This is a genomic window from Janthinobacterium sp. 35, assembly GCF_002754575.1.
Taxonomy (GTDB): domain Bacteria; phylum Pseudomonadota; class Gammaproteobacteria; order Burkholderiales; family Burkholderiaceae_D; genus Janthinobacterium; species Janthinobacterium tructae.
Map to the genome: position 1 here is coordinate 2,012,627 of NZ_PEFN01000001.1, position 13,459 is coordinate 2,026,085.

The window sequence follows — 13,459 nt, forward strand, 5'->3', positions numbered from 1 at the left end:
CGGCACGGCCACCCGGCTTTCTGTACAATAGCCGTCACCATGCGTAAATTCTTCCTCATTTTGCTGCTGTTCGTGCTTCCGCTCCAGATGTCCTGGGCTGCGGCGAGCGCGTATTGCCTGCACGAGGAAGGCAAGGCGGCGCAGCACCTGGGCCACCACAGCCACCAGCACAAGGCGGACGCGGACAAAAAACCCGTGGCCGACAAGGCTGACAAGCAATCCAAAGGCCAGCCGCACAGCGACTGCAACGTCTGCCACGGCATCGGCCATGCGTGGCTGCCGGCCGGCTCCAGCCTGCCCACCGGCGACATGGCGTCCGTCAACGCGGACACCTCCCCCTTCTTTTACGCTTCCCACATCCCGGACGCCCCCAAGCGCCCTGACTGGTCGTCGGCCACCTAGGCCGACGGGACGTTTCAATCACTTTTCAACGTAAGTCAGGCGCCAGCCTGCGCGTCCCGTCGAATTCTTTTCCATGCTTTTGGAGAATTCGATGTACCGATTCATTTTCTTGCTATCCGCTGGCCTGCTGGCCGGCAACTTTGCCCATGCACAAGCTCCACAGGAGCCTACCGGCCCCCTGACCTTACCCGCCGCGCTGCTGCTGGCCGAAGGCGGCAACGCCACTTTATCCGCCGCCCGCCATGAACTGGCGGCGCAAGGCGGCGCCCTGCAACAGGCGCGCGCCTTGCCCAATCCGGAACTGCAAACCGTGCTGGAAGACACGCGGCGCGCCACGCGCAGCACCACCGTGCAACTCAATCAGTTGATCGAACTGGGCGGCAAGCGGGGGGCCCGCACGGCCGTCGCCCAGCGCGGCGCAGACCTGGCGCAAGCGGGCCTGTCCTTGCAGCAAGCCGACACGCGCGCGGCCGTCACGATTGCCTTTGTCGACGTGCTGGCGGCGCAGGAAGGCTTGCGTCTGGCCGACAGCGCGCAAGCCCTGGCCGCGCGCGCCAGCGACATCACGGCCCGACGAGTGACGGCCGGCAAGGCGTCCCCCGTCGAGGAAACGCGCGCCAGGGTCGCCGAAGCGAGCGTGCGGCTGGAACTGAACCTGGCCCGCAGCACCCTGGCCAGCGCGCGCAAGCGCCTGGCCGCCCTGTGGGGCAACACCACGCCACGCTTCAGCCTGGCGGAAGGTCGCCTGGAAACCTTGCCCGAGCTGCCCCCGGCCAGCGAACTGGCGGCGCGCCTGGCCCAGGCCCCCACCGTGCGCCAGGCGCACAGCGCGCTGGCTCAGCGGCAAGCCATGCTGGACGTGGAACAGCGGCGCGCCACGCCCGACGTCACGGTGAGCATCGGCATGAAGCGCTCGGAAGAGCTGGGCCGCAACCAGGCCATCATCGGCCTGGCCTTGCCGCTGCCTTTGTTCGACCGCAACGCGGGCAACAAGCTCGACGCCTTGCGCCGCAGCGACAAGGCCAGCGACGAGCTGGCCGCCGCCCGCATCGATGTGCAAACGAAGGTCGCCGCCGCCAGCGAACGGCTGGCCACGGCCCGGCTCGACGTGGCAAGCTTGCGCCAGGACATCTTGCCTGGCGCCCAGAGCGCCTACGACGCGGCCAGCAAGGGCTTTGAGTTCGGCAAGTTCGCCTTCCTCGACGTGCTCGATGCCCAGCGCACCTTGCTGCAAGCCAAAAACCAATACCTGCGCGCGCTGACCGAAGCGCAGCACGCCGCCGCCGACATCGAGCGCCTGCTGGGCGCCCCTGCCTCCCTGTAAGGAACACCCTCCATGAACATCACACTCGACAAAAAACAGGCGATCGCCATCGGCGCCATCGCGGCGGCCGGCATCGTGCTGGCCATCCTCATCCTCGGTACGGGCAAGTCCGGCGCCCCACCGGCCCCTGCCGTCAAGGCGGAAGCTCATGCTGAAAAGAAAGACGAACACGGCCACGAAGAAGTGGAAGGCAAGCTGGAATTGACGGCGGCGCAAAGCCGCGCGGCCGGCGTCGTCATCGCCACGGCCGCGCCCGGACGCATCAAGACGACGGTAGCCCTACCCGGTGAAATCCGCTTCAATGAAGACCGCACGGCCCACGTCGTGCCGCGTCTGGCCGGCGTGGTGGAAGCCGTGCAGGCGGACCTGGGCCAGCTGGTGAAAAAGGGGCAAGTGCTGGCCGTCATCGCCAGCACGGAGCTGTCGGAACAGCGCAGCGCACTGCTCTCGGCGCAGCGGCGCTTGTCGCTGGCCCGTTCCACGTATGAGCGCGAAGAAAAACTGTGGCGCGAAAAGATTTCGGCCGAACAGGATTATCTGCAGGCCCAGCAAACGTGGCGCGAAGCGGAAATCGCCGTGCAGAATGCGCAGCAAAAGCTCAGCGCCCTGGGCGCCACGAGTACCAGCAAAGGCCCGCTGAACCGCTATGAGATCCGCGCGCCGTTCGACGGCATGGTGCTGGAAAAACACATCACCCTGGGCGAAGCCGTCAAGGAAGACGCGAACATCTTCGTCATTTCCGACCTCTCGACCGTGTGGGCGGAAATCGCTGTGCCGGCGAAAGACCTGGCCACCGTGCGCGTGAATGGCAAGGCGGAAGTGAAAGCGTCCGCATTCGATGCCAGCGCGCAAGGCACGATCACCTACGTGGGCGCGCTGCTGGGCGAGCAGACGCGCACGGCCAAGGCACGCATCAGCTTGCAGAATCCCGACATGGCCTGGCGCCCGGGCCTGTTCGTCACGGTGGAAGTGGTGTCCGGCGAAGCGGACGCGCCCGTCACCGTGCAGAGCACGGCCATCCAGACGGTGGAAGACAAGCCCGTCGTCTTCGTGCAAGTCAAGGAGGGCTACCAGGCCACGCCCGTGGTGCTGGGCCGCAGCGATGGCACCTTGACGCACATCAAGCAGGGCCTGGCCGCCGGCACGCCGTACGCGGCGCAAGGCAGTTTTGTCCTGAAATCCGAGCTGGGCAAAGATGCCGCCGGCCACGAACATTGATCACGTCGAACTAAAGGAAACCATCATGTTTGAACGCTTGATCCGCTTCGCCATCGAGCAGCGCTGGCTGGTGATGCTGGCCGTCGCCGCCATGGCCGGCCTGGGCATCTACAGTTACCAAAAGCTGCCCATCGACGCCGTGCCCGACATCACCAATGTGCAGGTGCAAATCAATACCCAGTCCGCCGGCTATTCGCCGCTGGAAACCGAACAGCGCGTGACCTTCCCCATCGAGACGGCCATGGCCGGCTTGCCGAATCTGGAACAGACGCGCTCGCTGTCGCGCTATGGTTTGTCGCAAGTGACGGTGATCTTCAAGGATGGCACGGACATCTATTTTGCGCGCCAGATGATCAACGAACGCTTGCAGGAAGCCAAGGAAAGTCTGCCGGCCGGCATCACGCCGAAGATGGGCCCCGTTTCCACGGGCCTGGGCGAAATCTATCTGTGGACGGTGGAAACGCAGGAGGGCGCGAAAAAACCCGATGGCACGCCATACACGCCGACGGACTTGCGCGAAATCCAGGACTGGATCATCAAGCCGCAGTTGCGCAACGTCACGGGCGTGACGGAAATCAATGCCATCGGCGGCTACGCCAAGCAATACCAGGTGGCGCCCTACCCGGAAAAACTGGCCGCCTACGGCATCAGCCTGCAAGACGTGGTGACGGCGCTCGATCGCAACAACAGCAACGTGGGCGCCGGCTACATCGAAAGGCAGGGCGAGCAATTGCTGATACGCGCACCGGGCCAAGTGGCGTCAAAAAGCGATATCGGCAACATCGTCGTCGCCAACGTGCAGGGCGTGGCGATCCGCATCCGCGACGTGGCCGACGTGGTGCTGGGGCGCGAGCTGCGCACGGGTGCGGCCACGGAAAACGGCCGCGAAGTGGTGCTCGGCACGGTCTTCATGCTGATCGGGCAGAACAGCCGCGCCGTGTCACAGGCCGTCGATAAAAAAATGCTGGAGATCAACCGCAGCCTGCCGAAAGGCGTACACGCCGTCACCGTGTATGACCGCACGGTGCTGGTCGACAAAGCCATCAATACGGTGAAGAAAAACCTGCTCGAAGGCGCGGTATTGGTGATCGCCATTTTGTTTTTGTTCCTCGGCAATATCCGCGCGGCCGTCATCACGGCCATGGTGATACCGCTGGCCATGCTGTTCACGTTTACGGGCATGGTGCAATACCATGTGAGCGCCAACCTGATGAGTTTGGGCGCGCTCGATTTCGGCATCATCATCGATGGCGCCGTGGTGATCGTGGAAAACTGCGTGCGCCGCCTGGCCCATGCGCAGCAGAAACTCGGACGCCCCCTGACCTTGCAGGAACGTTTTCATGAAGTGTTTGCGGCATCGCAAGAAGCGCGCCGGCCCCTGCTGTATGGCCAGCTGATCATCATGGTCGTGTACCTGCCCATCTTCGCGCTGACTGGCGTCGAAGGCCGCATGTTTACGCCAATGGCCCTGACGGTGGTCATCGCCTTGCTGGGCGCCATGCTGCTGTCGATTACGTTCATTCCCGCCGCCGTGGCGCTGTTTATCGGCGACAAGGTAGCGGAGAAGGAAAACGCCATCATGCGCGCCGCCAAGCGCTGGTATGCGCCGCTGCTGGGCAAGGTGATGCGCAACACGCCCGTCGTGTTGACGGGCGCGGCGGTAGCCGTCGTGCTGTCGGGCTTGCTGGCCACGCGCATGGGCAGCGAATTCGTGCCCAGCCTGAACGAGGGCGACATCGCCATCCAGGCCCTGCGCATCCCCGGCACCAGCTTGACGCAATCGCTGGCCATGCAGCAGCAGCTGGAAAGCAAGCTGATGGCAAACCACAAGGAAATCGCGCGCGTCTTCGCCCGCACGGGAACGGCCGAAATCGCCTCGGACCCCATGCCACCGAATATTTCCGACGGCTACATCATGCTCAAGCCCCGCGATGCATGGCCGGAACCGGGAAAATCGCGCGAGCAATTGCTGGCGGAAATCGAAGCGACGGCCACCAGCTTGCCGGGCAACAACTACGAGTTTTCGCAACCGATCCAGCTGCGCTTCAATGAACTGATTTCTGGCGTGCGCAGCGACGTGGCCGTGAAACTGTTCGGCGACGACATGCTTGTCCTCGACAGCACGGCGGCGAAGATCGCTGGCGTGCTGGGCAAGATACCGGGCGCAACAGAGGTGAAAGTCGAGCAGACGACGGGGCTGCCGATGCTGACGGTGCAGATCGACCGCGAGCAGACGGCCCGCTACGGTTTGAATATTGCCGACGTGCAAGCGGCGATTGCCACGGCCATCGGCGGGCAAGAGGCGGGTACCCTGTTCCAGGGTGATCGCCGCTTCGACATCGTCGTGCGCCTGCCCGACAGCCTGCGCAGCGACCTGGAGCAGCTGAAACGCCTGCCCATCGCCCTGCCCCTGGGCGCGGCGGCGGAAGGCCGCGCGCGCTTCATCCCGCTCGGTGAAGTGGCCAGCCCGCAAGTGGCGCCGGGGCCAAACCAGATCAGCCGCGAAGACGGCAAGCGCCGCATCGTCGTCAGCGCCAACGTGCGCGGACGCGATATCGGCTCGTTTGTTGCCGACGCCACGCAGCAGTTGCAAGCACAGGTCAGCATTCCGGCCGGCTACTGGACCAGCTGGGGCGGCCAGTTCGAGCAGCTGCAGTCGGCCACGAAACGCCTGGAACTGGTGGTGCCGGTGGCGCTGGCGCTCGTGTTTGTGTTGCTGTTCGCCATGTTCGGCAACGTGAAGGATGGCTTGCTGGTGTTCAGCGGCATCCCGTTCGCCTTGACGGGCGGCATCGTCGCGCTGTGGCTGCGCGACATCCCCATGTCGATCTCGGCCGCTGTCGGTTTCATCGCCCTGTCCGGCGTGGCCGTGCTCAATGGCCTGGTGATGATCGCCTACATCCGCCAGCTGCGCGAACAGGGCATGCCCTTGCAGGAAGCCATCCGTGAGGGGGCAATCACGCGCCTGCGGCCCGTGCTGATGACGGCGCTGGTGGCCTCGCTGGGCTTCGTGCCGATGGCCATTGCCACGGGCACGGGCGCCGAAGTGCAGCGCCCGCTGGCCACCGTGGTGATCGGCGGCATTTTATCGTCGACGGCCCTGACCCTGCTGGTGCTGCCATTGCTGTACCGGCTGGCGTACCGCCGGCAAGAGGTAGGTCGGACGTAGGTCGGATTAGGTCCGAAGGGCCGTAATCCGACATCACCACTGGTGCCGGTGGTGGCGTCGGATTATGGGCGGCGGTAGCCGCCCTCGATCCAGTTCGCCGCTGCGGTAGCGTTGAACTTGAACGCCGCCGAGGTACGCACCTTGGCGATCTGTTCGCCGTCGGCGTCGTAGGCGCTCAGTTCCGCGTACGGGTGCTCTTCGTCGGGCACGATGTCGAACATCACCTTGATTTGTCCCTCGTCGGTGGCGACGAACAGGTTCTTGTGCAATTGCGCATGCAGCTGCTGCTCGTGGCGGCGCAGCACTTCCGAGGCCGTCTTGACCAGCGTGTTAAACGCGTTGACGTCGAGCGGCTTCGGATTTTTCTTGTCGCGGCCCATGGTCCACGGCCCCACCAGCGCCGGTTCCGGTTCGCCATCCTTGATCATGGCTACGGCCCAGCCTTCATCTTCCTCATTCTTGATCACCCTCGCCGTCCAGCCATTGCCTACCCACAGGCGCGGCTCCTGGATCGGGGCGTCATTGTCCTGCTCGGCTGCTTCGTCGGAAAAGTCGGGGAAATCGGTACTCATGGCGGTGCTCGTGATGGAAGGTCGGGGCTAGCATGATAGTCGAAAACGTCCACCCGTGCCGCCTTGCCGCAAGGTAAGGCGCGGCCCGCCATAGTCGATCTCGGCAATAAGACAAGCTATCAATCTAGTAGTTTCATTCTAGCGATCGACCTTTGATATTGCTCAAGTACGACTATTATTATTTTGCAATCTGAATTATGTTTTTTATATTTCAAATATTGCATTTAGTAATGCTTGGCCTCAAGAAATTCTTTCATCATGCGACGTCCCTCACCCCCGCACGCCGCCTGCATCGCCACGCCAAGCACTTCTGCCTGTCCTGATCAAAACAGCTGCGTACACCTATAAATCTTTGAGGGAATAAACATGAAAATCTTGTCCACACTGGCATGCGCGACGCTCGCTGCCGCCGCCGGCAGCGCCAGCGCCGTCCCCACATTTACGGCTGGCGGCACAGCCCTGGCCGGCGAAGGGCTGGTGACATCCGTTGCAGGCGCCACCACGATCGATTTCAACAGCGGCATCCTGCCCGCCAACTACATCGACGGCGCGCTGTTCACCGGCACGAACAGCAACCATGCCGCGCCTCCTGGCGATATGAGCAAGTATTTGTCGGCAGGCACTTCTTCCGACCAGCACTCGCCCGTGACCGCCAACTTCACTAGCGGCTTGAGCTATTTCGGCTTCTACATGGGTTCGCCGGACACGTACAACAGCGTGACCTACACCTTTGCCGACCACAGCTCGACCACGCTGACGGGCACGCAACTGGCAACGCTGGCCGGCGATGCCGCCAACGGCAATCAGTCCGTGGGCCTGTACGTGAATGCCTTCGCCGGCGTTGGCAGCAAGATCACCTCGGTTGCCTTCAACTCCACGCAGAATGCCTTCGAGACGGATAACCACGCCTTCATCACCGCCGTGCCGGAGCCGGAAACCTATGCCATGCTGCTTGCCGGCCTGGGCATGCTGGGGTTCATGCTGCGCCGCAAATCTTCCTGACGCGGGCAGCTACTGGCAAAAGCCCGCGATTGCGGGCTTTTTCACGGCCAGGCCAGACGGCTGCCGTCCGCCGGTGCCTTCAGCACATGGACATGGCAGGCCGGTTAGGCCAGGTCAGCGGCGGACCGGGCGGCACCCAGCGCGGGTCGATGGCTGGCAGTGGCGCATGGTAATTAAAGGGATTGATGATGATCGGCGGTATCGCCGCTGGCGCACCGACGGGTTCGGCGCAGGACTGCGGGGCGCTACGCTGGCGCGTGCTTCGATGGTGGGAAAGGGATAGCGATTGATCCCCGGTATCTGCAAACAAAAGCATGTTGCCCTCCTTGCGAGACTGAGGAATTCAGTATAGGACGGCTTGCGCGTATTACAAGAAAAGAAATCTTGTTACAGATCAGTGTTTTCTGCCCGTACAGACCTCCCATACCGTGAAAATGACGGCCTGTCGCACGCCGCTGGCGGCCAGCCCGGCGTGCCCCTACAGTGTGATCATGCAATACCCCATCCCCCACACACTGAGGCTTACCATGAAAAAATTACTCACCTTCGTCCTCATCGTCATGCTGGCCTGCCTGTTCCTCGACAAGGTCGGCGGCAGCGACATGCACATGCAGTTCCACGGCGACGATGTCGACGGTCCGCTGGAATGGCTGTTCGGCCTGGTGTTTGCCGGTGGCGGTTTGCTCGTCGCCGCCATTGCGCTGGTGTGCGCCGCCGTCGTCACGGGCGTGGTGCTGGCGGGAGTGGGCGTGGTGCTGATCGCCGTGCTGGCACTGTGCATGGTACTGGTGCTGGCGCTGAGCACGCCCGTGCTGCTGCCCCTGCTGATTCCCGTCGCCATCGTCTGGCTGATCGTCAGCCGCAACCACAAACAGACGCAAGCGCATCAGCACAGCCTGTAATCACTGCGCCATGAACTTGCTGAGCACGCCGTCGCCGCCGCCATCATTCTGTTCGATGCGGTTGCGTCCGCCCCGCTTGGCCCGGTACAGCGCCTCGTCGGCGCGCGCCAGCACGGCGTCGCAATCGGCATCCGTGCCGGCCATGGCGGCCATGCCGATACTCACCGTGATGGTGATCAGGATGCCGCCATCGGTGGTCAGCGAACTTTCCGCCACGCGCCGGCGCAAGCGTTCGGCAAACACGGCCGCCGCCGCCAGGTCGGTGCCCGGTAGCAAGATGGCGAATTCTTCGCCACCCACGCGGCCTGGCACGTCAACCTTGCGCAGCGCCTGGCACATCAGCGCGCCCAGGTGGCGCAGCACGGTATCACCCACGGCGTGGCCATACTCGTCGTTGACGCGCTTGAAGTGATCGATATCGAGCATCAACACGCTGGCGCAGCTGGCCATTTCACGCTGCAGCCGTGCATGCTCGTTTTCCAGTGCCGCCATGAAGTGGCGCCGGTTCGGCAAGCCCGTCAAAAAATCGGTGGTGGCCAGTTGCAGCAATTCCGCGTTCATGCGCTTGCGCTCGGTGATATCGAGCGAGGACACCATGACGAAGTCCAGGCTGTCGGCATGGCCGGGCATCACCAGCAAGCTCAGCTCGTTTTGCCGCGCCGCGCCATCGAGACGCAAGAAGCTGCTCTCGCACTCGTACAGATGGGCGCCGCCAGCCAGCGCCAGCAGCGCATCGCCGAAACGGGGCAAGGCGCTGGCATCGAAATTCTGCGCCAGGCCCAGCGCGCCGCGCCGCTGGTCGCTCTCGTTGGCGCGCACCTGCGCCAGCGCGGCGCCGTTCGCATCGATGATGCGCACCAGCCCCGCCAGCCGCTGCAGCGCGTCCGGATTGGCCTGGAAGTGGGCGCCCAGGTCGCGCACGCCAGCTTGTTCGAGCGCATCGAGCGCGGCGCGCACGGCCGACCAGTCCTGTTCCCACAGGGCCACGGGCGCATGGTCATACAGGCTGCGAAAACGCGCTTCGCCGGCGCGCAGGGCCAGCGCCACCTGCGCCTGTTCGATGGCCATGCCGGCCAGGTGCGCCGCCTCGCTCAGCCGCGCCAGATGCGCCGCGCCCGGCAAGGTAGGCTGGCGGTGATACGCCATCAGCACACCGAGCAACTTGCCCGAGCCGCCACGCACGGGCTCGGCCCAGCACGATTGCAGCTGGGCCCGCCACGCCAGTTCCATCGTCTCTTGCACATCGGCGGCGGCATGCAGGTCGCCCACGATCACGCGCTGGCCGTCGCGCAGCGCTTGCGCGGCGATGCCATGCACGCCCTGCAGGGTATCGAGGTCATGGCCATGGCTGGACACGTTGAAAAACGCGGGCAAGCTGGGCGCCGCGCCCAGCACCAGGCGGTGGCGGTTTTCATCGAGCAACAAGATGCTGCACAGCATGGCGGGATGGTCGGCTTGCACGCTCAGCACCACGCTTTCCAGCACCCGCTCCAGCGGCGCGCCCGTGGCCAGCATTTCCAGCACTTGCCGCCGCGTGTGCTCGCGCCGTTCCATCTGGCTGCGCTCGCTGATGTCGCGGAAGGTCCACAAGCGTGCCTGTTCATTGCCCAGCTGCATGCTGCGCACGTATTGCTCGACCACCCGTCCATCGCGCAGGTGCAGCACGTCGCGCCGCTCGCGGTGGCCATGCGGCGCGTGAGCGCGTGCTCCCAGGAAAGGCGCCGCCTGCTCCAGCTGGCTTTCCACATGGCGTACCAGTGCCGCGCCGTCCGCCTGCCAGTCGAGCGCGTCGGGCACTTGCCACAGGTCGCGGAAGCGCCGGTTCGAAGTGAAGATGCGGCCGTTGACGTTGTCGACCAAAATGCCGTCGATGGTCGAATCGAGGATGCTGCGCAGCATGGCCTGGCTGCGCTGTGCCGCCTCGGCCATCGCCAGCACGCTGGCCTGGCCCTGCTCGAGCTGGTCCGTCAACTGGCTCGAACGCGCCAGCGCCGCCTGGGCGCGGGTGCGGCCCGCCGCCAGCAGCCAGGCCGCCAGCGCCAGCACGATGCTGGCCAGTAAACCGGTCCAGGCCACCAGGCGGGGCCGCGCCAGCAGCTCGCCATCGAAGCCCGGCATGGCGCGCACGCGCAAGGTCCAGGCATGGCCGGCGATGCTGACCGCCTGCTGCGACACCAGGCTGTCCGACCCGGCCGCCGCCAGCATGTCCGGCAAGCTGTCATACATCAGGGCCGCCTCGGCCTGTTGCACCCCATCATAGATTTCCAGGTCCAGCTGGCGCGCCCCCTCGCCGCCCACGCCCGCCATCAGATCGACCATGCGAAACGGCGCAAACACCCAGGCGCGCAAGGCGGCGCGCCGCTGCGCCACGCTGGCACGCGGCAAGCCATTGTCATACACGGGCAGCACGACGAGGAAGCCATGCGTCTGGACACTGCCGCCATCTTGCACCAGCTGAATCTTGCCCGTCATGGCCGCTTGCCCCGTGTCGCGCGCCTGTTCGAGCGCGGCGCGGCGCACGGGTTCCGACCAGATGTCATAGCCGAACGCCAGCAAGTTGCTTTCGCTTAAAGGTTCCAGATAAGTGATGGGTGCATGCCAGGCGCGCTGGCCCGGCGGACGCACGGCATAGCCGGGATAGCCCTCCGCGCGTACGCTCGCTTCGTGCCGCGCCAGCCCGGCACCGGGCAACCACGGCAGGTAGCCGATGCCGTGGATACCGGGAAAATGCCGGTCGACCTGCTGCACCGCCAGATAGGCATGGAATTCTCTGCGCGTGACGTCTTGCGAACTGGCATACAGTCCCTGCACGCCGTGCAGCACCTGGATGTAGGTCTGCATGCGCACGACGATGTTGCCCACCAGTTCGCGCACGCGAAAGTCAAAATCGGCCTGCACCTGCTGTTCGCTGGCGTCGTGGGCAGTGCGCCAGGCGCCATACGTCAGCCCCAGGCACAGCGCCAGCACCAGCGCAGCCAGCACGCGCGGCCCCACCCAGTGCGACACTGACCGAGCAAACCACGACGTAGACGCGCGTGTAGGCATGACAGGCGGACAAGCAGAATGGACATCAAACCGCTACACGGCCAGCAACAGGGCTGGCAGCGGGCTGCACGATTACCATCGGTAGTCGATGAGAATGATAGTACGTTACAGCGGGCGCCCTTGCAATGCTGAATATTGTATTAAAAAAATCACAAATTTCGCAAATGCAATAATGTGTACTTCGGGAACATTCGACGCATTGGAAACCATCACGCAGGAGTCGCGTTTGCAGCAAGATAGCTGGCAGGGAACACTATGGCTGGCGCCCGACTTTGCCATCTTGCATGGCGCAGCGGGCGCCACGGACAGCCACGCCCATTATGCGCACCAGCTGATGCTGAGCACCGGGGCGCCCTTCACGGCAGAGCTCGACGGCATCGTCCACACGGCGCGACACTTGCTGATCGAAAGCCTGCGCCCGCACGCCATCGTGGCCGCGCCGGCTTTCATGCTGACCATCTATGCGGAACCACAGCGCCTGAGCGGCGCGGCCTTGCTGGCGGCCGCCAACAGCGCAGGCGCGCCCAAGCTCGACAGCCTGGCCGCCGCGCTGCAGGCCCAGCCGCGCAAGCATCTGGCCGACGCGCGCGTGCAGCGCGCGCTGGACCAGGTCGATGCGCTGCTGTCGGGCAAGGTCAGCGCGGCTGCCGTGGCCGAAGCGGCGCATTTGTCGCTGAGCCAGCTGGAGCGCCTGTTCAGCGCCCAGTTGGGCTTGCCCGTGCGCCGGCTGGTGCTGTGGCGCCGCTTGCGCCTGGCCATCCGTTTCATATTGCTCGGCAGTACATTGACGGATGCGGCCCACGGCGCCGGTTTTGCCGATGCGGCGCATTTTTCGCGCACCATGCGCAGCCTGTTCGGCGTGCGCGCCGACCGCAGCTTGCGCCAGTTGCAGGTCACGCTTCTCGACTGAGACCTTGGCGCAAGCCGGCCGGCAGCGCGGGCGCGCGTACGCCCTCTTCCGCGCGGAACGGTTCGATCAATTGCGGCAGGTAGGCCACGGGATAATCGGGACGGCTGCCGATGCCCAGGTCCTCGCCCCGCATGCGGTAATCCGGCGCGTCGAAGCAAGTGCCCAGCAGGCGGTCCCAGCACGTAAAAAACAGGCCGAAATTCACGTCGCCGGCCGTGCCATACTTCATGTGATGAAAACGGTGCAAGGGCGCCCAGGCAAACACGTGACGCAGCGGCCCCAGGCGCATGTCGACATTCGCGTGCTGCAGCAACAGCTGGATCGCCACGGCAAACGCCAGCACGGCCATGAGCGGCTCCGGGATGCCCAGCAACAGCAAGGGCAGCATGCCGCCCGCCGCTTCCAGCAGCAGGTGCAGCGGATGTTTCATCCAGCCATTCAAACCGTACAGACGCTGCACGCTGTGGTGCACGGCATGCAGTTTCCACAGAAAATAATAGCGGTGGCTCAGGTAATGCACCAGGGTAATGCCACAGTCGGCAATCAGGATGGCCAGCAGCAGTTGCCCCCAGAATGGCAGCTGGACTGGCCAGAACGGCCCCAGCGCCAGATGGCCAGCCAGCAGGGGAAAAGCAGCCAGGCCCGGCAGGTACAGCGCCTCGTTGACGAGCGCATGCAGCACGTCGCGCCAGACGTCGCCGTGCGCATGGTTCCACGCGCCATCGTATGGCAGATAGCGTTCGGCAAGAAAAGAGGTAAGCAGGGCCAGCAGCAGCAAGGGCGGCAAGATCCAGAGGGAGTACTGAGCAACCGCAATCAGGCAGGCGGCGGCGCCGATGAAGCCGGCCCAGAACACGGGGCCGTACAGCGCGGCAAAGAGGGATTTCATGGCAAGGTTCTCCTGTGGCAAAAACC

At 64.5% G+C, this 13,459-nt stretch carries 11 protein-coding genes; 7 read left to right on the top strand and 4 right to left on the bottom strand.

Annotation, left to right across the window (positions count from 1 at the left end; all coding sequences use genetic code 11):
- Positions 1 to 39 precede the first annotated feature (39 nt).
- From czcI to CLU93_RS09055, 4 genes are all read left to right on the top strand, one after another.
- Positions 40 to 402, top strand: a complete 363-nt coding sequence (gene czcI, locus CLU93_RS09040) for a cation efflux protein, CzcI family (RefSeq protein ID WP_099760823.1) — start codon at positions 40 to 42, stop codon at positions 400 to 402.
- A 91-nt stretch (positions 403 to 493) separates the two neighbouring features.
- Complete coding sequence (locus tag CLU93_RS09045) at positions 494 to 1,726, top strand: TolC family protein (protein ID WP_143451726.1); 1,233 nt, start codon at positions 494 to 496, stop codon at positions 1,724 to 1,726.
- 12 nt (positions 1,727 to 1,738) lie between these two features.
- Positions 1,739 to 2,944, top strand: a complete 1,206-nt coding sequence (locus tag CLU93_RS09050) for an efflux RND transporter periplasmic adaptor subunit (RefSeq protein ID WP_099760824.1) — start codon at positions 1,739 to 1,741, stop codon at positions 2,942 to 2,944.
- 25 nt (positions 2,945 to 2,969) lie between these two features.
- A complete protein-coding gene (locus tag CLU93_RS09055; RefSeq protein ID WP_099764311.1) occupies positions 2,970 to 6,113 on the top strand; it encodes an efflux RND transporter permease subunit in 3,144 nt (1,047 codons plus the stop codon).
- A gap of 62 nt (positions 6,114 to 6,175) precedes the next feature.
- Here the strand turns inward: CLU93_RS09055 and CLU93_RS09060 are convergent, their stop codons facing one another.
- Positions 6,176 to 6,685, bottom strand: coding sequence for a hypothetical protein (locus tag CLU93_RS09060; RefSeq protein ID WP_099760825.1), 510 nt, complete (start codon positions 6,683 to 6,685; stop codon positions 6,176 to 6,178).
- Between the two features lie 366 nt (positions 6,686 to 7,051).
- On the opposite strand from CLU93_RS09060, the gene CLU93_RS09065 reads away from it, so the two are divergent.
- Positions 7,052 to 7,687, top strand: a complete 636-nt coding sequence (locus tag CLU93_RS09065) for an Npun_F0296 family exosortase-dependent surface protein (RefSeq protein WP_099760826.1) — start codon at positions 7,052 to 7,054, stop codon at positions 7,685 to 7,687.
- A 79-nt stretch (positions 7,688 to 7,766) separates the two neighbouring features.
- On the opposite strand, the gene CLU93_RS27855 is transcribed toward CLU93_RS09065, so the two are convergent.
- Entirely contained in the window at positions 7,767 to 8,003 is a 237-nt protein-coding gene (locus CLU93_RS27855) for a hypothetical protein (RefSeq protein WP_143451727.1), read from the bottom strand.
- A 211-nt stretch (positions 8,004 to 8,214) separates the two neighbouring features.
- Between CLU93_RS27855 and CLU93_RS09070 the strand changes: the two genes are divergently transcribed.
- Positions 8,215 to 8,589: a hypothetical protein gene (locus tag CLU93_RS09070; protein ID WP_099760827.1), complete on the top strand. Its 375-nt coding sequence runs from the start codon at positions 8,215 to 8,217 to the stop codon at positions 8,587 to 8,589.
- On the opposite strand, the gene CLU93_RS09075 is transcribed toward CLU93_RS09070, so the two are convergent.
- Complete coding sequence (locus CLU93_RS09075) at positions 8,590 to 11,595, bottom strand: sensor domain-containing diguanylate cyclase (RefSeq protein WP_257224916.1); 3,006 nt, start codon at positions 11,593 to 11,595, stop codon at positions 8,590 to 8,592.
- A gap of 238 nt (positions 11,596 to 11,833) precedes the next feature.
- Here CLU93_RS09075 and CLU93_RS09080 point away from each other — a divergent pair, with 238 nt between their 5' ends.
- The gene (locus CLU93_RS09080; protein WP_218968330.1) at positions 11,834 to 12,544 is read left to right on the top strand and encodes a helix-turn-helix domain-containing protein; all 711 of its coding nucleotides are present in this window, start codon (positions 11,834 to 11,836) and stop codon (positions 12,542 to 12,544) included.
- Here CLU93_RS09080 and CLU93_RS09085 read toward each other — a convergent pair.
- Positions 12,528 to 13,433, bottom strand: coding sequence for a sterol desaturase family protein (locus CLU93_RS09085; RefSeq protein WP_099760829.1), 906 nt, complete (start codon positions 13,431 to 13,433; stop codon positions 12,528 to 12,530). The genes CLU93_RS09080 and CLU93_RS09085 overlap by 17 nt on opposite strands.
- Between the last annotated feature and the right edge of the window lie 26 nt (positions 13,434 to 13,459).